Genomic DNA, 20405 nt, shown 5'->3' on the forward strand with positions numbered 1-20405 from the left:
GGTCAGCCCCCGTCCTTGATCGCCTTGAGGAAGTCCGGGCTGAGGCCCCTTACGCGAGCTCTGAGGTCCGCCTTGGACGTGAACGGGCCCTTCTTGCGCTCTGCAACGATCTCTCGAGCCTTCTTGGCGCCGATTCCCTGAACAGTGGCGATGACGTCGGGTTGCATGACGTTGAAGCCCGCCAATGTCACCGACGAAAGCTCCGCTTGACCCGTTCCCTTCGCTGTGCCGACCCCCGCGAGCCACAGCCTTCGGAAGATGGCGTTCAGCTGAGTGAACTCCCGCCGCCCGGCATCCTTTATCGCGCTCCCCGTGGGCAGAGGCTGCTTCTCGCCTCGGACCTGGCCATTCGAGCTCGCATTCGGCATGGTCGTCTCGCTGTGCTCCTTCTTGACAGCGTTGATCGTCCGCGCGACTGCCGCTGTGTGAAGGTGGTCGAGAAGGGCCATGACGACGTCCCACGACGGAGGCGCCTTCGCGGCTTCGCGTGCCGCCTGCACCTCGGCGACGATGCCGGCGGTGTCCTTCCTGAATTCCTCGCTCGCCTTGTTGTCGAGTGGCGTCTTCATCCGAGCTGCCCTCTCGTAGATCACGATCGTGATGAGCGCCTGATCGAATCTCCGGTTGTCCTCTCGCTTCCCCGCCGACGCATCGGCGGCCTCCAGCAGCACCGCCCCGGTTGCGTACGGGATGATGTGCTCGGACTCGGTGTGGAGAATCGTGTTGGCACCTGTCCGGTTTCTCTTGCGCTGGGCGCCATGCGCCTCCACATCTCCGATGCCGGGCGTGCTCCCGAGCGGCGCTCCCCCCACGGACACATCCGGAAGGCCGAGTCCCTCGACCATCTGCCGGATCGCCGAGAACCCGTCGCGGATCGCCTTCTTCTGCGCGCGGGAGGCCTTGACCCGCGACGCGTCATCGGTCGCGGTCTTGTCAAGTTCGGCGAGCGTGGCCACCAGTGCATCGGCTTTCGCTTGAATCGCTGCGATCTTGGGGGCCAGCTCCTGTGCGCGCTGCGCACCGACGAACTTCTCGCTCTTCGGTGTCAGGTACAGCTTCTCGATGAACTTCAGCGTCGCGGCGATGCGCTGGCCCAGGGGGCCGAACGACGAGCTCGCCATCGTCGCGGCGACGTGCGCGCCGACCATCTGCGACTTGAGGGTGTGAGTCTCTCCCGCGATGTCGAATGTCTGCGTGGCATCGACGGACTCCGTGGCGACAGCATCCTTCGCCCCCGCCGTTCCCCTGCCGCCCTTGAAGAGGCCGACGACCTTCGCGATGAGCTTGTCGATAGCCTGGTCGACCGCGCCGCGCACCTTCTCGAGGATCTCGCGGACCTTGCCGCCGACGTTCCCGAGCCCGATGAGCCGCGCGAGCAGATCGATCGCGAGCGGCAGCAGCCGCCCGAGCACGCCTTCGACGGCCTTGATGGGGGTGTCGAGGATGCCGCGCGCGATGTCGCCGATCGTGTCGACGACCGTGCGGACCAGCTCCGCCAGCCGGCCCAGCTGCTCGCGCACGAATGTGAAGAGGTTCCACGCCGCCATCACGAGCTGGACGATCGCGCCGACGGGGTTGAGCAGGCTCGCGAGTTTCGTGATGGCGCTCAGGATGACGCGTTCCTGGATGAAGGTGCGGATGCCGTCGAACACCTTGTCACGCAGCGAGGCGAGATCGGCCGTGATGCGCGTCCACAGGCCGCTCCACCCCTCGGTCACGAGGGTGCCGATCCAGCTCGCTGCCTGCTCGATGCGCTCGACGTTCTTCTGGCCGATGAGCTTGACGGCCTTCGCCTTGAGGTTCTCCCACGTGAGGCCGAGGATCTGGCGAGCGAGATCCAGCACGCCCATGAGGTCGAAGGTCTGGGGGATCGCTATCCCCGCGGGTCCCAGGGCGCCCGTCAGCCAGGCGACGACACCGTGTTTCAGGTGCGCGCCGATGTGGTCGGCGAAGGCGACGATGCCGCCCTTCACGGCCTTCGCGAGGTTGCCGACGAACCCGAGCGGGTTGTTGACGATGATTCCGAGCGTCTCTTCGGCACGGCCCACGAAGGCGTAGAACTGCTCGGGATCCACGCCGATAAGTCGCAGCACCGCCTCGAGCACCTTGCGGAACAGCGCCCCCCAGTCGCCCGTTATGGCCGCGGCGGCAAGACCGACGGCGAACTCGACGCCGGCCTGGAAGACGTCGATGACCTTGTTGAGGCCGGCGCGCAGCCCCTCGACGAGAGCGGTGACTCCCTTGCTCAGGTTGTCAGCCACGACGTCGACCGCCTTCTGGGCGTACGCGACGGCGGAGTCGATGAGACCGTTGAGCTTCGCCGCGAGCCCGGGGAAGATCTTGCCGATCAGTCCCGTGATTGCGGCCTTGAGGAACTCGCCGAAGGCGGCGATGGCCGACTTGACGAAGTGCGCGACTCCGGCGATCACGGCGAGCGCCGCCTTCTTGACGGCGTCGAGCACCTTGTTCACGGCGGCGCGCACGGCGTCGAAGATCCTGCCGACCGCCGCGACGAGCGACGAGATCGCGCTCTTGACGAAGTCGACCGCCTTATCCCACCAGCTGTCGTTCTCTGCGTCGCGCTCGGCCTTCTTCTTCTCGGCGGTGGCCTTCTGCTCACCAGAGGCGACCTCGGTCTTGATGTCGGAATCGGCCTTGGCGAAGTCGGCGTCGATGGTCCTGCGACCGCCGTCGACCTCGCGCTGCACGGCCTGCGTGTCGGTCCGCCTCCGCTCGGACGCCTCGCCCTCGACGCGCGTGAGCTCGGCATCCTGTGCCGCGAGTGTGTCGTCGCGCGCCTTCCCGATCTTCGCGCGTGCCGCCCCGACGACCTCGGAGCGCCCCGCCTCGGCATCCTCGTGCAGCTGCTCCTCGCCGGCGTGCGCCTGGTCAAGCGCCTCCTGGCGGGCGGCATCGCGGTCCGCGGCCGCCTTATCGGTCTCGGCGATAGCACTTGCCAGAGACTGCTTCATGGCGGGGCCCTGCTGTTCGTCGAACGACACCTGCACGTCGGGAGGCAGCTGCATCGCCGCGAACTGCTCCGGGCCTTCCGGCGTGGGAGCAGCGGGGCGCGCGGCCACCTCGGCGGCGCCGAGCTCGGCGGCGGCCTCCAGGGCGACGGGTTGAACGCTCTCCGGTCCGGGGCCTTCGCGGACTGCTCGGGCCGCGGCATCCCGCGCGTCCGCGCCCTGAGCGCGCCCCTTCTCATCGAGCTCGCCGACGCGTGCGGGGTCGCTCTCCCCGGCGAGCGCGATCGGCGGGGCTGCGCCTGCTGATCGGGGGACGTCTGTGTCGGAGGTCGGGACGGCCGCGAGCGACTCGTCGATGCGCGCGGCGAGCGTCTCGGGCGGTGCGTTGGACGCGAGGGCGAGCGGCGCTCCGGCGTCGGACGCCGAGCGAAAGGCGCCCGGCACCTCGGGGGTCGTGATCTCCGGCGGTGCCGTTGCCGCGCTCGTCGCCGGTGCGAGCTCTTCTTGCACGGCGCTGGCGGAGGGCGCGGACGTCTGCGGCGGCGCGGCGGCCAGCTCCGGCGCACCGGGCAGCACCACCTGGACGGCGGGGATCTCCGATTGGACAGCACGCCCCTCCTCCGCTGCGAGATCGGCCATGCCGGCCGACAGCGACGCTGTCTGCGTTGCCTTCACCGACGGGGGCGCCTCCGCGTAGGCCCGGAGGCGGTCGGCGGGCGTCGCCGCGGCGGCGAGCGCCTCCTGCGCGACTGCGGCGGCGGCTTGTTGCGCGGCTGCGTGCGAAGGGTCGGCCGCCGGTGCGGCGCGAGCGGCGCCGGCGGGCGCCGCATCCTGAGCAGAGGCAGCCGCTTCGGCCGGAACGGCCGCCGGCGGAAGAGGCTCCGACGACGGCGGAGTGGAAGCCGGTGCGACGGATCCTGTCGAGGCGGATGTCGTCGAGGCCTCGAGTGCCGGCTCGGTCGGGGTCTGCTTCAAGACCGGCACAGCCGGATCCGCCCCAAGAGTCAGGGTCGGCGAGTCCGATGTCGGCAGCGCCGGCGGCGCCGATCGCCGCAGCAGCGCGACCGCCCCGAACGCGAGCCCCTCGGTGATCTCGACGGGTGCACCGGAGCGCGCGCTCGGTCCCGTCGCGGCGAGGTTCGCCTCGCGCTCCGCGCGCGATCCGGCCGGCTCGATGCCGTCGCGAGAGGGGGCGCGGTCGGCAGGAAGTCGGCGAGCCTGCAGGACGTGCGCCACCTCGTGGGCGACGACGGCCATCGGCGCGTCCGCGCGGGGCAGGAAGATCGAGCGGCCCGTCGCCGCCGAGACGGCGCCGAGCCGGTGCAGCGCCTCGGCGGAACGCGGGCCGGCGAAGACGTCGATGTCGCCGAGCGAGCGGCCGAATCGCTCCTCGAGCGCCCCCTGATGCGGCAGCGCGACGCGCTCGGCGGGCTCCGGCACGAGCGAGGTCTCGTCGCGGCGGGATCCGAGCCCCCGCGAGGCCGGCTGCGCGACGGTCGAGCCGCGGTCGCGGCGCGCGGCGAGGGCGCGCTGGGCGGCGCGCGCGACGGGGCCGGCCGTCGTGCGGTCGCCGGTCGTCCGGGTCGGGGCGCTCACCGGAGCACCCCTTCGTAGACGCTCGCCGCGAGGGCATCGCCGAGCGCGGCCGCATCGAGCGGACCGTCCCACGTCACCGCGAGCGCGAGGGCGGGGCGGTCGGATTCGATGAACGTCATCCGGCCCGCGCCGATCCGACGCTCGAGCCCCGCGTCGAACGCCGTGCGGACGGCCGCGACGTCGATCCGGCCGAAGCCCTCGAGCGTGAGCCGGTCGATCCGCACCTCGACCGCGGCCGGTGTCACGTCCATCCGCGCACCTGTGCTTCCGGAAGAGCGCGTTCGAGCTTGACGAACTCCGCGCGGGTCGCCCGCAGGATGTCGGCCATCGTGACATCTCCGCCGCGTGCCGCGGCATGGAAGGCGGCGTTGAGGGCGATCGTGCGGATGTTGCCGCCGGGGATCGCGAGCTGCGCGAGCAGCTGGGGGTCGAGGTCCTCTCGCGGGACCATCTCGGGGTACACCTTCCGCCAGATCTCGGCACGGCTCGGCTCGTCGGGCAGTGTGAAGGCGACGACGAAGCGCAGCCGTCGGAGGAACGCCGGATCGAGTGCGCTGCGCATGTTCGTCGTCAGGATCGCGAGCCCCTCGTACGCCTCCATGCGCTGCAGCAGGTAGCTCACCTCGAGGTTGGCGTACCGGTCGTGACTGTCGCGGACTTCGCTGCGGCGGCCGAAGAGGGCGTCGGCTTCGTCGAAGAGGAGCACGCACCCGGCGCCCTCCGTGCCGCGGAAGATCTCGGCGAGGTGCTTCTCGGTCTCGCCGATGTACTTGCTCACGACCTGGCTCAGATCGACGCGATAGAGGTCCAGGCCGAGTTCCGTGGCGATGACGCTCGCGGCCATGGTCTTGCCCGTCCCGCTGGGCCCGGCGAAGAGCGCGGAGATCCCCATGCCCTCGCCCGTGTCGCGGCCGAGTCCCCACTCGCGGTGCACGAGGCCGCGCCAGCGCGCCTGCTCTGCGATGTCGCGGAGAGTCTGCTTCTGCTCGTCCGGCAGCACCAGGTCGTCCCACGTGGCATTGCGGGAGATCCGCTCGGCGAGACGGCCCAGGCGCGGGCGTGCGCGGTCGCGCGCGAGAGTCCAGAACCGGTTCGCGGCTGCGGCCGCGTCGTCGTCGCCGCTCACCGCGGCGAATTCGGACGCCGCCGCGCGAATCGCGAGAGGGTCGAGGTCCAAGAGGTCGGCGGCGCGCTGCACCTCGTCGGGTAGGTCGTCAGCGGCACTGCCCAGCGCCGTCGCCCACGTCTGCAGACGCTCCTCGGAGTTCGAAGCCGGGACCACGACGCGAAGGTCGCTCCGGCGGAGCGTCACCGGCGTGCGCGTCACGATCACGACCGGACCGGTGATCTCGTCCGCCAGCCGAGCCGCCACGTCGGCGTCCGACTCGTCGACGAGCACGACCGGAAGCACCGCGGCGAGCACGGCCTCCCGCTCGACGCTGCGAGCGACGTCGCGCAGATCGGCGGGGATGATCGGCAGATCGGACGCGGGGAGCACGCCTGCGGCGAGCCCGACCGAGGCGGCCAGCTCGGCGGCCACGGCCTCGCCCAGCGCGAGGTGCTGCACGACGAGCTGCACGACGGGCTGCGCGGCCGGAGAGGCGTCCGCAAGGGGCTCGGCGGCCGCACGAGCCATCTCGATGCGGCTGTCGCTCAGCGCCACGTCGGCGGTCGGCGCCCGCATCCCGATCGCGTCGTCGAGGTAGTGGATGCCGGCGAGATAGTGCAGGACACGCTCGCCGACGTGGAGGGGTGCCTCGGTGAGTCGGCGACCGGCAGCAACCTCGACGAGGTCCCACCGCCGCAGCGGCGCTGCCGGCGTCAGTGCGCTCCAGTGGGCGTGAGGCAGCTTGGCCAGCGCCAGGGCGAAGGTGGGTGCCGGCACACTGCGGCGCTCGTCGCCCTCGGCGAGCGCGATCCGCACACCCTCGTCGAGCTCGACACCTGCGCACAGGAGGAGCACATCCCGCTCGAACGGTGAGAGTCCGAAGGCGGCCTCGAGCGTCGTCAGCGCGGGCGCGCTCGACATGCGCTCCTCGAGCTCATCGAGTTCACGATCGATCTCGTCGTCACGCGAACCGAACTCGTCGACGAGGAACCCGCGTACGCGCCGGAACGCCGCCGCCGTATAGCGGCGGTTGTCGTCGGCCCACGTCGTGCTCATGAGATCGTCACCTTCGGCCCTGCGATCGTCCCTCCGAGGGGACCCGAATCCACGACGCTCGGCGTGCTCTGAACACCCGCGATGACGACGCGGACGAGATAGTCTCCCGCCGGGACACCGGTGAAGGGGATGCTGAAGGTCTTCCGGCTCGACGAGGGGCTCGCGGCGCCGCGCGTGGCCTGTTCGAAGGCGAACGCCTCGCGACCGCCGCTCAAGAGCATCGTCACCGCCTGGTCGTCCGGCACGGCCTGTTGGACGGTGATCTCAGTGGTGCCCGAGTACGTCCGCGGATCTCCTCCGGCCGGCGTCGGGGTGCCGACGACCTTCGCCGAGGTCATGGCGGGTGCGACGACGATGGGGTACAGCGGCGACTGCCGCACGGTGCGCGGCGAAGGCGGCACGCCGAGCGAGCGGCGGTGCTCGACGGCGATGCCCAGCACCCCGGGAGGTGTCGCCACGGGGAGTGTCACGAACAGCCGATCCGACGTCGGCGGTGGAGCCGGCTTCGACGAAGATGATCCGTCCGGGGAGAGCTCGAGATGTCCCACGAGAACGACGGTCGTGTCCTCGCTCATGAGGTCGCGACCGCGCAGTTCGAGCTGTTCGCCCGCCACGATCGGCACGGGGGCACCAGGTGCGGTACCTGCCACGCTGACGGAGGACACCTCTGGCGACAGGACGGCGGACGAGTAGAGCCCTCTCGACGTGACGGGCAGCGGACGGATGGGGACAACCTTCGGCTCGAGCACCACGACATCGGCGGTCACCGCGAGCGACAGGCGGTACGGCTGGCCCATGAGCGACGACCACACGTGCGAGATTTCTTCGAGGGCAAGCCCCACGATGCTCAGTCGCACCCGATCGGGTGCCGCGGAGAGGTCCTGACCGTTCGCACCGACCGGGCCGACCTTCGCCCATCCCTTCTCGATCTCCTTCCGTGTCAGCAGAGGCTGCGCGTGCACGTTCGTCGCGGCGATGCCGAGCAGCTTCTCGGGCACCGCCGTGTCTTCGTCGCCCAGGAAGCAGAGCAGGTAGTGCAGGATCAGCGCAGCGCGCGGCCGAGTGACGACCGCTTCGCCGGAGCGGGTCGGGAGGTCGTCATTGCGTCGCGCAGCGCTCAGGTCGACGCGGTAGAGGAACACCTTGATGGCCGGCTTCTCGGGATCCGCGCCATCCGGCCTGCCCGCCGACGCGTCGCCGCCCATTCCGAACTCTGCCATCGCCTGCGTGAGCCGCCACGCGAGCGCTGCCGTGGTGGCTGCGACCGAGAGCGCGTTGCTCATCGCCGCCCTCCCACCGTGCGGCGGGTCAGGAACGCGTCGAGCGAGAGCCGCGGCTGTGAGGACGTCGGCTTCGGCGTCGCCATGGGGACCGCCGGAGGAACCGTCGCACGCACGTCGATCCGGCCGATGGAGATCCGGATGACGGGCTTCGGTGGATCGACGGACGGTGGCGGTGCCGGCGGCGCGGAGTGCGAGGCGGTCGGGCCGGCCGCCTGCACGCGCGGCGCGGGCCGGACTGCATCATTCGGCGGGAGGTCGGCCGGCGGCCGACGCACGTCCCTCTCCGGCCCGCGAATGGCCCGCACCGAAGCTGGCGGGCCGGCAGCGTGTACGGGCGCGGCGGCCGGTTGCGGCCCGGGACGAGGGGTCCAGCCTTCCGGAGCGACGGACGCCGTCGGAACAGCCGTACCCCGCGTGGCGGGCGATGGCTTCACCGAGGGGTCGGATCTCACCTGCTCGCTGCCGTGCGGCGCGAGCGCGGAGGTCGCGGACAGGGGTGGCCGTGGTTCGGAGCGCACATCATCCGGAGTCGATGGGCGCGGAAGACCGCCTCGGCCGATCGGCGACGGCGGAGGCCCCGCGGTCGGCGTGCCGGGCGTCGTGCGCGGGGATGGGGCGCGCGGACCGAGCGCCGCAGGCAGCTGCACGGAGGCGGCCGGCGCCACATCCGTTGGATCGCGCGGGGAGGCATCCGCTGCAGACGACGCCGCGGGTGCGGGCGGCTCGTCGAACACGGGCGCTTCCGCCGGTGTGCGCCCACCGCCGGTGAACAGCGCGTCGGTGACCACGCGGACCGGGCGCGCCGCGGCCGCACGGCCGGAGGCGCGGGCGATGAGCCGGTCCAGGAGATCAGCCATCGAGCGCCAGCTTCACGTAGGCCCTGCGCCGCAGGGGAGGCAGGGCGAGGACGTCGGGCTCGGTCCACCCGTATGCACGCGCGAGGATGTGGACCGTGTGGAGCAGTTCGCGACCCCACTCGGTCAGCTCCTGCCAGACGAACTCCAGCGGGTCGAAGAGGCCGGCCCACTGTCCCGCGCAGTCCAGGCATGTGAGATCCAGGGAGATCTCGGCCAGCGGATCGACCGCGGCGATCCGCTCGTTCAGCGCCTCTTGGACGGCGACGGGGAGGTCGGCGGGTGCGAAGACGACGCCGTTCCGTGACGCCTCGAGCACCGCGCGCTCGAGGAGGGCGTCGTGAGGCCGCTCCGAGGCGGCTGCCGACGCGACGTCCTCCCCCGTCGGGACGCGGAGGCGCACCGTGTAGCCGTCGACGCGAATCGGTTCGGGCTCCGATGCCGTGGGCGCTGACAACTCGCCGGTGTCGAGGGAGAACTCCATTGTCTGCCCGCAGTGCGGACAGACGTCCTGGGCGACGACGACCCGCCCCAGCACCGCCTCGCGGAGGCGGATGATGAGCCGATCGCGCTCGCCGAGTGGCAGACGGTCGACATCCTGGCCACCTGCAGCTTGCGCGAGCAGGGCCGCGCGCGCGGCGGGCGCGAGGCGCGCGCCGCGCGCGAGAACGGCGAGCAGTTCACCCTCGGTCGCGGTGAGCATGGGTGTCGGCTAGGGCTCGGTGAAGCTCGGCTCGGTGGGCTCTGGGACGTCATAGTCCCGTTCCCAGCCCTCGTTCTCGAGCTTGAGGGTCGCGATGAGCACGGCGTTCGCATTGGCATCCAGCTCGCCGACCGGTTGGAACTCCGAGACCCAGCAGCGGAAGACCTTGTACGCGATCGCGAGTTGTCCCGCCTCATTGTACACCTCGAGGATGATGTCCTTGCGGAAGTCCTTCAGCGACACCTCCGCGCCGAGGCCGGACCCGAAGTTCCAAACCTTGTTCGCCCACCTCTCGAACTCGGTGTCGTGTGTCACCCCGCGCTCGAGAGTGACGGCTTCGAACTCCGTCCGACCAGGAGAGCGACGACTGCTGCTCGGGTCGCCGCCGTGGCGGTGCGAGACGACTTCCGTCGTGCGCTTGAGCGCACTGACCTTGCTGACGCCCGCGACGTACTTGCCGTCCCACTTCACCCGGAACTTGAAGTTCTTATACGGGTCGAAGCGGTTCGCGTTCACGCTGAAGCTGACCATGGTCACTCCGCCGGTCGGATCTGCTGGATGCTGACGATGACGAACTCGGCGGGTTTGAGGGGTGCGAACCCGACGAAGATGTTGACGATCCCACGGTCGATGTCCTCCTGCGGATTGCTGTCGCGGTCGCACTTCACGTAGTAGGCCTGGGCGGGAGTCGTGCCTTGGAACGCTCCCTGCCTGAAGAGCCCGTTCATGAACGCACCCACGCTCAGCCGGATCTGCGACCACAGCGGCTCGTCGTTCGGCTCGAACACGACCCACTGCGTACCTCGGTACAGGCTCTCCTCGATGTAGAGCGCTGTTCGACGCACTGAGAGGTACTTCCACTGATCCGCGAGAGCGTCGGCACCGCGCAGCGTGCGCGCCCCCCAGACGACGGCTCCCGTCGCAGGGAAGCTGCGCAGGCAGTTGACGGCTCGCGGGTTGAGCACGCCGTTCTCGCGATCGGTGAGATGCACGCCTAGCCTGCCCGCACCGGCGACCGTGGCCTCCTGTCCCGCCGGAGACTTCCAGAGCCCGCGCTCTCCGTCGATGCGCGCGATGACCCCCGCCACCGCTCCCGCGGGAGGGAACGGACGCGGACGGTTCTCCTGCAGGGGGTCCGCGAAGTCGATGCGGGGGAAGTACAGCGCCGCGTTCTCGCTCGGCGCCGCATGCGCCGCGACCGCGGCCGCGTCGATCGAGTTCGCTTCCGTCCAGCCCGGATCCGGGTCGACGAGCAGTATCGCTCGGCGGTCATGCGCGTAGGCGGCTGCCGTGTCCCACGTGGTCTTGTCGGGGAACACATCGGGAGCGAGCGGCGGGATGACGAGCAGGTTGAACAGGTCCGTCTTCTCCAGCGCCCAGAGCCCGCGCTTGGCGTCCTCGAGTGCAGTCCGGTCTGCGATGCTGCTGACCGTCAGGGCGTCGCCGTCGCTGCCGCCCTGGAGCTGTTCGTCCGTGGCCTCGTCCACCCGCCCGGACGGCGGTGCCGTCACCCGAACGAGTCGCGACTGCGCCGCGAGGACGTCTGAGACGAATCGCGGGCTTCCCGCGATGTGTGACAAACGCACGAATCGCTCGCTCGCGACGACGGCGGGCCGGGTCGGGACGAGCGGTCCCGGGGCGAGCTCCTCGATCGTCAGGTGGAACACCGTCGAGTCTGCGTCGTCGTGCTTGACCGTGACGACGAGCCGATCACCCCACTTTCCCGGATTCGCGGCGCGCAGCGTGAGGGCACTCGCACCCGACGCGGGCAACGTGACCGACGACGCCCCGTCACCGGTAGGCGGGGGGTCGTAGGCGCGCACGATGACGGCATCCACGCCGCCATTCTGGTAGTACTGCGCGACGGCATGCCCGAGGGGCGCCTCAGCCCACAGCCCGCCGAATCGACGCGTGAACTCGCCGAGCCCGTGAATGAGCACCGGTTCGTCGACGGGCCCGCGCCGAGCCCTGCCGACGAAGGCGGTGATGGACGTGGGAACGCCCGCGATGCTGCGGACGCCGGAATCGATCTCCTGGATGTAGACGCCCGGGTAGCTGACGGAGACAGGCATGGGTCATCCTTCCGTTCCTGCAGATCACGGCGCCGGGTCGCGGCCGATGAGGATCTCGACGACGACGGCCTCGCTTCCGGCGTTCTTCAGCCACAGCTTGGCCGGCGACGCCGGAAGCAGTTCGACGGCGCTGGCGCCGATCAGGACGACAGGCGTCTTGAGATCGAAGACCTTGGTCGTCGAATCCGCCGGATCGGCGAAGGAGAATGTCACCTTGTCGCTGGTCGTGGACGGTTTCAAGACCAGAAGCCTCACCTTGCCCGTCGCCGGGTCGGGCAGGAGGTCGACCGATTTCACGCTCGCCTTGGCGATCTCCCCATTGAAGGCGACGAAGACCTCGGACCGCTCCTCGCCGCGCGCGCTGAGCTTCTGTCCTCCCACTACGGCCAACTCGAAGTACCAGCTCGCAGTCCACGCCATGACAGCCGACTCCCCTCGTCGCCTCGTGTCCCGAAGACGTCCACCGCATGGGGTGGGGCGCACAGGTCATGATGAGCGCGACGGGGTCGACTCCGTAACCCGAATACGCAGAACTACGCATCGGCGCCGGCCGCGGCGGCGAGTATCTTGGGCGCCATGGTGGGGGCCGCTGCGCGAGTCGCCGGCTGGATCGACGTTCTCGCGGACATCCTTTCCGAGCCGATCCGGGATTTTCCGCTAGGCGTGATCGGCCACGCCCTCGTCGAGACCTTCGCCGCGGATGCCGCATCTCGAACCTGGCGGACCCCAGAGGGTCGCGCCGAGTTCGCCGCTGTCGCGCGTCCGGGTGCGACGTTCGGCGGCCGCACGCTCGCCGAAGCGGGGTTGACGATCGCGGATGCCGCCAACTCCGAACTGCTGCAGCATCATCCGCTCCTGCGGTGGTACCGACTCACTCGGACGATCACTCCACAGACGATGGATCGGGTGCCGAAAGCGGTCTGCCTCACGTCACGCTCGGGCGAGGTCAGCGAACTCATGAGCGCGCACGGCCTGGCGCGTCAGCTTGCCATCCCGCTGTCCGCGTCCGAGAGAGATGGAGCTGCCGTGGTCCTGTGCCGCTGTCGGGGCGAGGACTTCAGCGACGAGGACCTCGAGGTCGCGACGCGCATCGCACCGCTCTTCCGCGCCCTTCGGACGCAAGTGGAGCTGCTTCGCGAGGTCCCGTCAGCCGGCCCTACGTCGGCGCTGAGCGATCGCGAGCTCGCCGTCTTGGCGCTCGTCGCCCGAGGCTGCACCGCGTTCGCTATCGCGTCGCAGCTGCAGTGCGCACCCCGCACCGTCGAGAAGCATCTCGAGCACGTCTACCGCAAGCTCGGCGTCTGCGACCGCGTGAGCGCGGTGCGCGTCGCGCACGCGACCGGCGTCCTGGGTCGACCCGCCGCGGCCCGCTGACCTTCGATTGAGCTTGCGGGGCGAGGGACGCCACGGCTCAGAACCCCCGGAACGGCACGCCTGCGCGCTGAACGCGACGCTGGAGTGGGCAGAGTCAGTTCCTTCCTAGGACGTGTAGCGTCCTACTCGTTTCGAGCACGCGCGCTGATATGTGACGGTGCCAGTCGACTGCCACCACGATCATGAACAGCGCTCGGAAGCAGCTGCGTTCGTCAGTCTCGCGCACCGAGGTGGAGCGTGCAGAGCTCCTGCTCATGGGAAGGAAGGCGGACCTGTGGTCGTCGAGTTCGAAGGGGATGGGCCTCGAGGACCTGGAGAGGTCGGCTGACCAGAGGGCCGAGCTGGCTTGTGTTGTCCCGACGATCTCCGCTCGTGCGATCTTCGCGGGGCGCCGATCGTCAGGAGGACGCCGTCGAAGTCTTCCGACCTCCGCCACGCCAGAGCATCCTGCAGGACGACATGGAGGTGCTCTGAGCCGTTCATGGGATAGGGGGAAAGGCCGGGACCCAGGTCGCCGGACTTCCGGAGTCGCGCGCCGGACGTTGCCCAGCGCGAGAGCCTGTCGCCGCGACAGTACGCACCTCGAGGTCAGCGAGTCGTGACGGCAGTGATTTATGACGCAGGCGACGTCGGCTGTGGCACAGCCGACGGGCTGACCAGCGCGAAGGACCGGGAGATGGTCGAGCCGAGCCGCGGCGGCGGAATTGCGATCTGGAGACCGGGCCGAGCCCCTCGAAGTGATGGGATGACAACTCTCGCGTCTTGACGATCTAAATGCCGGACCGCCATCACGCCCCAGGGATCCGAGTCAAGGCCGGCCGTCGACCTCAGACCCACTGGCGAGGGCTCAGTTCAGGTGCGATGATCGCGCCTATCACTGCAGACGCGAGACTTTCGCACCGCGGGCGACTCTGCAACGCAGGAACCGAATGAACGGGAATGGCGCGCCGATCTGGCTGCGTCGACTGGGAGGTCACGATGCCCGACGGGCCAATCTCCTCGGCAGATGCAGCGGCTGCTATGCCCCCGAGTTCCAAGTATCCACCGCGCGCCCGGCCGTTCCCAAATAGGCGACGCGTGAGCTTGCCGGTGCGAGTGGGACCACCCGCGCGCAGACGCGGGATAAACCTCCCCTTTGACATCCCCCTCGCGCGCGGCGCGACGGGCAACCACGCGGGCTTCGGAAGCCATTGCCGCGCTGCCATCGACTCGAATGTTCGATCGACGGAGCCGAAGCTTCCGGCCAGAAACGGCATGGATCGTTCTGCACCATGAGTGAGTCGATAGATGCAAATGCGATGCAAGACCAGCGCGGAGTATCCGCGCATGCTCGGGGCACGTCGACCGCGCCATTCCGCGCCAGACAGATGCAAGCGGACAGGATGGCTCAGACCGCCACCCGGTGGGCAATCGGTGCGCTCGCGGGCGCGAATCTTCCGATGCCGGTATCGAAATACAAGCTCGACAAGCTTTGGGCGGGTGGCGCCCTCTTCAGCCTCCTGAATCAGGAGGCATGGGTCGCGAGGGACGCCACCGCTTACGGACTAGGGCTTACCGTGGGCTTGCCCATCGGCAAGATCGGAAGCCACACGGTCGAGTTGCCCACTCGAAGCGTCTCCGTGGATGTGTCCTACGAACAATTCGAGGCGCCGAAACCCCTGCGTTTTGCGGACTTCAATGGCATGTCCTTTCGATTTACCACGGCCACCCTCGGGCTCATAGGAGGATATACGCGGTCGTACCTCACTCTGTGGGACGGACCGCCCTACTTCGGAGACCAAGTCGCGTACGTGGCTTTCGGGGATTGGGGGTTTGCGCTCCTGCCCGGCGGAAGCGTCGTGCACGGCCGTATGCAAGTTCTCGACAGCGGGTCAATATACGGGACGCCAGCCGTTCCACGGATGATGCCACCGCTCAACCGCGACGATCCCCTTCCCGAACCATTCCGGTACATGCAGATTGCGGCAAAGGAAGGACCATCGATCCGATTGCCAGGTGACACGCTTTTCGATTTTGACAAGTCCGCGGTTCGGAGGGAGGCTGAACCAGAGTTACTATACTTGCTCGACCTCCTGAACAATCGGCGCAAATACGCCGTCACTATCGAAGGCCATACTGACTTGACTGGCACAAGCGCGTACAACCGCGACCTTTCGCTGCGACGCGCGGCCTCTGTGAAGCGATGGCTACTCGAGCGGAAGGCAGAGGGCGCAAAGGACTATCGAGTCATCGGATACGGGGAGTCGCGTCCCATCGCTTCAAACCGCACGCGTGCGGGTCGCGCATTGAACCGCCGTGTGACGGTCACCGGCAGTTGGAATTTGGTCGGATAGTCAGTGCCTTCGGCGGCGATTCCTTCCGAGCAGGCGGAGCGCGGCACGATGAATCGACGACCCGTAGGTGTGGACGCATCGCTACCGCCGATCGTCACACTCGACACGCTTGCTCATCTGGTCCAAGGCTTGTGTTGCTCGATCTCTACCCGTTCGAGTCCGGCGGCACCGTGCGGAGATTCACGGTGATGGCTGGGGTCTGCGGTGATGATGGATCGTCGAACAGGTTGGACTGGAGGCGCGCCTCGAGACGATCCGCCTCCGCCTCCGCCTGCCTGGCTGAGGCTCCTTGGAGACGCAGGTCGATTTTGCGGCTTCGATGCACGTAGTCTTCACAGGCATCGCATTCGCCGACAGTGGCCTCAAGCACCTGTCCAGATGACGGCACAGAGATCAGGACGGGGACCGACTGAAAGTTCGCGATATCCGTCTCGAGGTCAGCGACCAGTTTCTGAAGCTCGACCTCAGGCACGGCCGTCAGATCTGCGAGCGGGAAGGCGACGTCCTGACCCTGAAATCCAATGATCCGGTTCTCGACTACCGCGGACAAACCCACCGCGTTCAAGCGATCGATGCGTTGCTCGAAGGACTCCTTCGCCCAGATCGCCTGGTTGTAATGCATCCAGTTCGCTTCGAGGTGACAGGCTAGCCTTTGGAAGTCCACAGTCGCCTCCGCAACGTCGACCGCCGCCGGCGCGGCTATCTCGGCGAAGTCCACTACCGGAAGGGTTCGCAGGGCGAGAGAGGCGTCACGCATCGCTATACGCAACCCCGCGTCATCGATGTCCTCAATGGGCGTCAAGTTCCTCCATCCCACTGGATCAGGGATCTCTGCGTCGGATGGAGCCTCGGGCTCAAAGCTGCCCAGACGGTTGTTAAGTTCGTCGTACGCGGGAGAGTACGCGCGCGGAGGCACTGCCGCCGGCACCACTGCCAACAATGCACGTATAGCCTCCGCCGGGTTCCGCCCGGAAGCAATATCGTCGGCGAACCGGTCGAAAGCTAGCCTGAACGTCTGCGGAAGCCGGAACCACGTCCAGATGTGTTCAATCTGCAACGCCGTGAGCTTCGACCTGACAACCCATTCGTTGCCGTACCCATAGTCCTCGATGGCGGCATCCATAGCAGCTACGGCGCCGCGCAATGCGCCGTATGCGTCAGCGATGACCTGCGCATGTGGTCCCAACTGCGCCCCGGTAAGATCAAGTCGCTCCGCGCGACGATGCGCTTCCACAGCTTCCTCCTCTTGAAAGATCCTGAGGGCGCGCGCCGCAGCGAAGCCAGCCAAGAAGACTCGGTCCAGGAGAGACTGGCGCAGTGTTCCTTCGTGACACAGCACGGCGTCCGCCGTGAATCGGATACGGGGATATCTAATGAGGACACATGGCTGCACCGAGCTAGGAGCGGTGCGCACCATGTAGTTCGCATAGATTTCGAAGTAGTGACAGTTGAGCGTGTGACAGCGGTTGGTGTTCTCTATGACCCGAATTTGCTTCTCTTCACGGCCGATATCTCGGGACGATTCGATCTTAAGTTTGCGGTTGATTTTCAGAACTGAGGACGCCTCGACTACGTCGTCACGAATGTCTTCCGCGGTCTTCTGCATTCGAGACTTCGCCTCACTCGTGTTCTCGACGCCGAGCGAGATCGGGAATTTCGGGATCGGAATAGTCCCTCCGGCCTTAACCTCCGTGTTGTTGTTTGAGGCGTACTCCTGAACGACTGTTAGCGAATCCCGTTGCGTGTGCTTTTCCGACGAGCGTACCTCCGACTCCAACGCGATCTCTGACTCCGAGTGCGTCGTTGTCTTATCCCAACTGTGGATTTCAACCGTCAATCGTTCGCCTGGTGCAAGACTAAGGCTGCCGATGAGCTCGCCTCGGGTATACCCGACCGGCGTCCATGCTTGCACGTAATTCGTGCACATTGCGACACGCGGATGAGGAGTGTTCAGGGCCTGGAACGCAGTCGGGAATGCCACGCCTGCGACCGCATCGGCCAGGCCGGCGGCGTCAACCAACCCTGAAGCCAACGGGCGTAGGGACATCGGAGCGCCCATCGAGGCGACAATGCTCTGCGCAGCGGTACGGGCAAGTGCGTCAACCATCTTCGGGCGGGCGAGCTCATATAGGTCGAGCAGATCGTCATCCGAGAGGGATTCGACCTGGCGGCTCGAGATCAATCTGTCAGCCCCAAATGCGCCAGATTTCCATTGGGAAGATGAGAGAGTACGCCTCACCCGACGAGCAATGACCGCTCTGTCGCTTCCATCCTCGATTTCGGGAAACTGTTTAAGCCAGCGACGTGCGAACTCTTTGGCGAACTCGGCTCGCTGCTTCGCTCGGTCTGCGTTGCGCTCCTTCGCTTTGTGACTTGGGGGAGCCTCCATCGAGCGGACAGATTGGGTAGGTGGTTCCATCGGCAGAGGTGCCTCCTCGGGGGGCGCCATGACTTCAACCGCCTCGGGAGTTGCTTCGAGAACTTCGGCAGTAACGGCTGGCTCCGCCGAAGGCGGCGTCGTCTCTCCCACTGCGGCAATTCCGCCCTCTGCCCCAGCGAGCCTGCGACGGGAAAGGGAAGAAGTAGCCGAGCGTCGGAGAATGAGATACCTATCAGCGCGGCCACTCTTCGACTCACTGAACAAGGTGACCTGAGTAAACCTGATGTAGTGGCTGCCGCGGTCCGGAGTCAGGGTCTTCTCACAGGATTCGAGGGGACTGGGCTCGTAGGTGGCGCCGTCAACGGCTGCAGCTAGGTCCTTCGGAGAAACGACATTCACCATGTCCGCACCGCCAACTGGGTCGTTTGTTTGAGGAACGATTCACGCGTGACCGGATTGCGCTGCGGGTCCGAGGTCGGTGAGGGCCTTGGGTCGCTTCTTCTTTGCGGGTTCGCCTGGAGTTCCTCGCTACGCAGATGGTCCCACCGAGACTCCGTCTGCGCTAGATCTTGAAGCATCGTTCGTTACCGGTTTCACCGGTCAAGTTGGCGCGACTACGCCCCGCGGTTGCAGGCGCCTCCACGTTCCCTGTGCCGTTGAGAGGCTCCCGAACGCGTTAGGGGCCGGGAGGCCCTTCGCGGATCGCTCCCGGCGCGGGAAGACGGATGGAAAGCGGTGGGCTACACAACGAGAAATCGTTCGACGATGTCTGCGAACAACATCCCGGCTCTGAAAGTTTCTGGCGCCACGGCCATCACGAACTCAGAGAGTACCGCCATCGTCGACGATGCGAGTGGCAGGGTTCGCGCGTACATGACACAGGGCCTTATCGACCCGGCGACGCGCCTGGACTTAGACTCGCCGCTGCCCCGACTCCGTGGGCCGCCCCCACAAACGCGATCGCGGTCACGCGCCCGGCCGCGCGGTCCACGAAGAAGGCTCTCACAAAGTAGATTCGTGTCCGAGGATCTCGTCGAGGATCTCGGTGGTGATGGGGTCGACTTCGACGGCCGAGACGACGTAGCTTGCGCGCGTGATCTGTTCGTTCGCGTGTCCGAGCAGGCGTGAAGCGAGTGTGATGCCGGCGGCGCGTTCTACCAGGGTGGCGACGGTGCGCCGGTACAGGTGGGTTGTGTACTCGTCGACGTCAACGTGGAGTCTGACCAAGTCGGTGTGGTTGTCGTCGACGAAGGTGCGCAGCAGGCGTTCATAGTTGCTCACGCTCATCGGCCGGCCGGTCTTCGTAGGAAACAGGTATGCCTCCTCTCCCGGCCCCGCCAATGCCAGCCGCCGTCTGACGGCGGCGGCAGCCATAGCAGGTAGCGCGATGCTTCGCCGTTGACGAGCACGTTTGGGAGCCTTCTTGCGGTGAAGGCCCTGCGACCTCGTGGAAACGATCGTCCCGTCCACCAACACCACCGGAGGGTCGGCCGTCATGTCCACATCGCATCTGCGCAACCCGAGGAGCTCACCGACGCGGGCAGAGGTGCCCAGCATGATGTCCATGCCGTCGATCAGTGCCCGGTAGTTCGGTCGCGGCCCGGCGTTGCGGGTAGATCGCCACTTCGTCATGAGGTCTCGGATGGCGTTGACCTGTGCGGCGGTGAGCGCGGACGTCTTTTTCTCCGGTGTGGGCAGTCGTTGCACGTCGCGGACCGGGTTGCGGGTCAGTGCTTCGTCACGCACGGCGTACCCGCACAGGAGGCTCATCACCGCGCGGGCCCTACGGGCCTTTGACACGGTCTGCTCTTCAAGGATGCGTTGCAGGATCCGGTCGCACCTGCCTACGGTGAGCTGATCGAATCGCACTCCCCCGCAGGCCGGGATCAGGATCATCCGCGCCGTCGTCTCGTAGGACTCGTACGTCGAGAATGTCAGGCTCCCCGCGTTCGCCCGCGCTTCCACCTGTGCAAGCCACAGCGGAACCGCGTCGGCGATCGTGCTGGATGGCGACAAGCCCGCCACGCCGCCGGTGCCCGTCTGCGCGGCCTGGCGTTTGATCTCCGCGATCGCGGCCTTCTCGGTGGCGGCGGTCGCCCACAGATCGCGCAGCGCGCCGGTGTCATCACGGGTGCGCGCCCTTGCCTGGAAGTTGCCACCGGGGAGGGGTTTCGTGGTGATCTTCCCGGTCTCGCCGGGAAGGATCTGCGGCCTAGCCATGTCGATGCGCCCGAGTCCACTCCGCGACGTCTACATCCGCGTAGCGGACGTGCCTGCCGAGCTTCGAGAACGGCGGCCCTACGTGATGCAGCCGCCAGTCCTCGAGCGTGCGCTCGGGCACCTGTAGCTTCTCCGCCACCTGGTGCTGGGTCAGGAAGTCCGGAACCACCGGTGAGATGTCGCTCATACCCAGAAGGTGCGCGCACCGCACCATGGACGACCCGTAATCGACTGGGCTCACCCGTACCTGCCGGTACCGTCGACGACGAACGCCATGCTCGGAGGGGTTTCTCGTGATCAATCTCGTGATTGACCCCGAAACCCCCCTCAGAACGAGGCTGGAGGAGGACTTATCTCCCGCGGAGTTCCGGGCGATTGTACTGCTGGGGTACCTGGACTCGAACCAAGAACAACTGAACCAGAATCAGCCGTGTTGCCAATTACACCATACCCCAAG

General features: G+C 67.5%; 13 protein-coding genes and 1 tRNA gene. 2 read left to right on the forward strand and 12 right to left on the reverse strand.

Annotated elements, in window-relative coordinates; all coding sequences use genetic code 11:
* Nucleotides 1-2 precede the first annotated feature (2 nt).
* The 8 genes from D7D94_RS04625 to D7D94_RS04660 all read right to left on the reverse strand — a co-directional run bounded on the left by D7D94_RS04625 (nucleotide 3) and on the right by D7D94_RS04660 (nucleotide 12061).
* Nucleotides 3-4565, reverse strand: a complete 4563-nt coding sequence (locus D7D94_RS04625; protein WP_156241517.1) for an eCIS core domain-containing protein — start codon at nucleotides 4563-4565, stop codon at nucleotides 3-5.
* Nucleotides 4562-4816 carry a hypothetical protein gene (locus tag D7D94_RS04630; protein WP_156241518.1) on the reverse strand — a complete coding sequence of 85 codons (255 nt, stop codon included), beginning with the start codon at nucleotides 4814-4816 and terminating at the stop codon, nucleotides 4562-4564. Before D7D94_RS04630 ends, D7D94_RS04625 begins: the two co-directional genes overlap by 4 nt.
* Entirely contained in the window at nucleotides 4807-6729 is a 1923-nt protein-coding gene (locus tag D7D94_RS04635) for an ATP-binding protein (RefSeq protein ID WP_156241519.1), read from the reverse strand. Before D7D94_RS04635 ends, D7D94_RS04630 begins: the two co-directional genes overlap by 10 nt.
* Nucleotides 6726-8012 carry a Pvc16 family protein gene (locus D7D94_RS04640; RefSeq protein WP_156241520.1) on the reverse strand — a complete coding sequence of 429 codons (1287 nt, stop codon included), beginning with the start codon at nucleotides 8010-8012 and terminating at the stop codon, nucleotides 6726-6728. The genes D7D94_RS04635 and D7D94_RS04640 overlap by 4 nt, the downstream gene beginning before the upstream one ends.
* Nucleotides 8013-8861: 849 nt before the next feature.
* Nucleotides 8862-9569, reverse strand: coding sequence for a T4 family baseplate hub assembly chaperone (locus D7D94_RS04645; RefSeq protein ID WP_156241521.1), 708 nt, complete (start codon nucleotides 9567-9569; stop codon nucleotides 8862-8864).
* A gap of 9 nt (nucleotides 9570-9578) precedes the next feature.
* A complete protein-coding gene (locus D7D94_RS04650; RefSeq protein WP_156241522.1) occupies nucleotides 9579-10100 on the reverse strand; it encodes a phage tail protein in 522 nt (173 codons plus the stop codon).
* A 2-nt stretch (nucleotides 10101-10102) separates the two neighbouring features.
* On the reverse strand, nucleotides 10103-11641 hold the full coding sequence (locus D7D94_RS04655; RefSeq protein ID WP_156241523.1) for a phage tail sheath family protein: 1539 nt from the start codon (nucleotides 11639-11641) through the stop codon (nucleotides 10103-10105).
* Nucleotides 11642-11665: 24 nt separating this feature from the next.
* Nucleotides 11666-12061 carry a hypothetical protein gene (locus D7D94_RS04660; RefSeq protein WP_156241524.1) on the reverse strand — a complete coding sequence of 132 codons (396 nt, stop codon included), beginning with the start codon at nucleotides 12059-12061 and terminating at the stop codon, nucleotides 11666-11668.
* A gap of 243 nt (nucleotides 12062-12304) precedes the next feature.
* Between D7D94_RS04660 and D7D94_RS04665 the strand changes: the two genes are divergently transcribed.
* Together D7D94_RS04665 and D7D94_RS04670 are read left to right on the forward strand one after the other, a co-directional pair.
* Nucleotides 12305-13015, forward strand: coding sequence for a helix-turn-helix transcriptional regulator (locus D7D94_RS04665; protein WP_173024236.1), 711 nt, complete (start codon nucleotides 12305-12307; stop codon nucleotides 13013-13015).
* 1382 nt (nucleotides 13016-14397) lie between these two features.
* Nucleotides 14398-15348 (forward strand): OmpA family protein, encoded by a 951-nt coding sequence (locus D7D94_RS04670; protein WP_173024237.1) that lies wholly within the window; start codon nucleotides 14398-14400, stop codon nucleotides 15346-15348.
* Nucleotides 15349-15493: 145 nt separating this feature from the next.
* On the opposite strand, the gene D7D94_RS04675 is transcribed toward D7D94_RS04670, so the two are convergent.
* The 4 genes from D7D94_RS04675 to D7D94_RS04690 form a co-directional block, all read right to left on the reverse strand.
* Nucleotides 15494-17878, reverse strand: a complete 2385-nt coding sequence (locus tag D7D94_RS04675; protein WP_156241527.1) for a hypothetical protein — start codon at nucleotides 17876-17878, stop codon at nucleotides 15494-15496.
* 852 nt (nucleotides 17879-18730) lie between these two features.
* Complete coding sequence (locus D7D94_RS04680) at nucleotides 18731-19948, reverse strand: tyrosine-type recombinase/integrase (protein WP_156241528.1); 1218 nt, start codon at nucleotides 19946-19948, stop codon at nucleotides 18731-18733.
* Nucleotides 19941-20135 carry a helix-turn-helix domain-containing protein gene (locus tag D7D94_RS04685; protein WP_156241529.1) on the reverse strand — a complete coding sequence of 65 codons (195 nt, stop codon included), beginning with the start codon at nucleotides 20133-20135 and terminating at the stop codon, nucleotides 19941-19943. Before D7D94_RS04685 ends, D7D94_RS04680 begins: the two co-directional genes overlap by 8 nt.
* Nucleotides 20136-20331: 196 nt before the next feature.
* Nucleotides 20332-20403: transfer RNA gene (locus D7D94_RS04690), tRNA-Gln, on the reverse strand.
* Between the last annotated feature and the right edge of the window lie 2 nt (nucleotides 20404-20405).

The sequence above is a fragment of the Microbacterium oryzae genome (genome assembly GCF_009735645.1).
Taxonomy (GTDB): domain Bacteria; phylum Actinomycetota; class Actinomycetes; order Actinomycetales; family Microbacteriaceae; genus Microbacterium; species Microbacterium oryzae.

What these genes read in the sequence shown, in the direction of transcription:
- D7D94_RS04640 (WP_156241520.1), bottom strand. Translation starts at nt 8,012, where the DNA reads ATGAGCAACGCGCTCTCGGTCGCAGCCACCACGGCAGCGCTCGCGTGG.
- D7D94_RS04660 (WP_156241524.1), bottom strand. Translation starts at nt 12,061, where the DNA reads ATGGCGTGGACTGCGAGCTGGTACTTCGAGTTGGCCGTAGTGGGAGGA.
- D7D94_RS04645 (WP_156241521.1), bottom strand. Translation starts at nt 9,569, where the DNA reads ATGCTCACCGCGACCGAGGGTGAACTGCTCGCCGTTCTCGCGCGCGGC.
- D7D94_RS04680 (WP_156241528.1), bottom strand. Translation starts at nt 19,948, where the DNA reads ATGGCTAGGCCGCAGATCCTTCCCGGCGAGACCGGGAAGATCACCACG.
- D7D94_RS04650 (WP_156241522.1), bottom strand. Translation starts at nt 10,100, where the DNA reads ATGGTCAGCTTCAGCGTGAACGCGAACCGCTTCGACCCGTATAAGAAC.
- D7D94_RS04635 (WP_156241519.1), bottom strand. Translation starts at nt 6,729, where the DNA reads ATGAGCACGACGTGGGCCGACGACAACCGCCGCTATACGGCGGCGGCG.
- D7D94_RS04685 (WP_156241529.1), bottom strand. Translation starts at nt 20,135, where the DNA reads ATGAGCGACATCTCACCGGTGGTTCCGGACTTCCTGACCCAGCACCAG.
- D7D94_RS04630 (WP_156241518.1), bottom strand. Translation starts at nt 4,816, where the DNA reads ATGGACGTGACACCGGCCGCGGTCGAGGTGCGGATCGACCGGCTCACG.
- D7D94_RS04655 (WP_156241523.1), bottom strand. Translation starts at nt 11,641, where the DNA reads ATGCCTGTCTCCGTCAGCTACCCGGGCGTCTACATCCAGGAGATCGAT.
- D7D94_RS04670 (WP_173024237.1), top strand. Translation starts at nt 14,398, where the DNA reads ATGGCTCAGACCGCCACCCGGTGGGCAATCGGTGCGCTCGCGGGCGCG.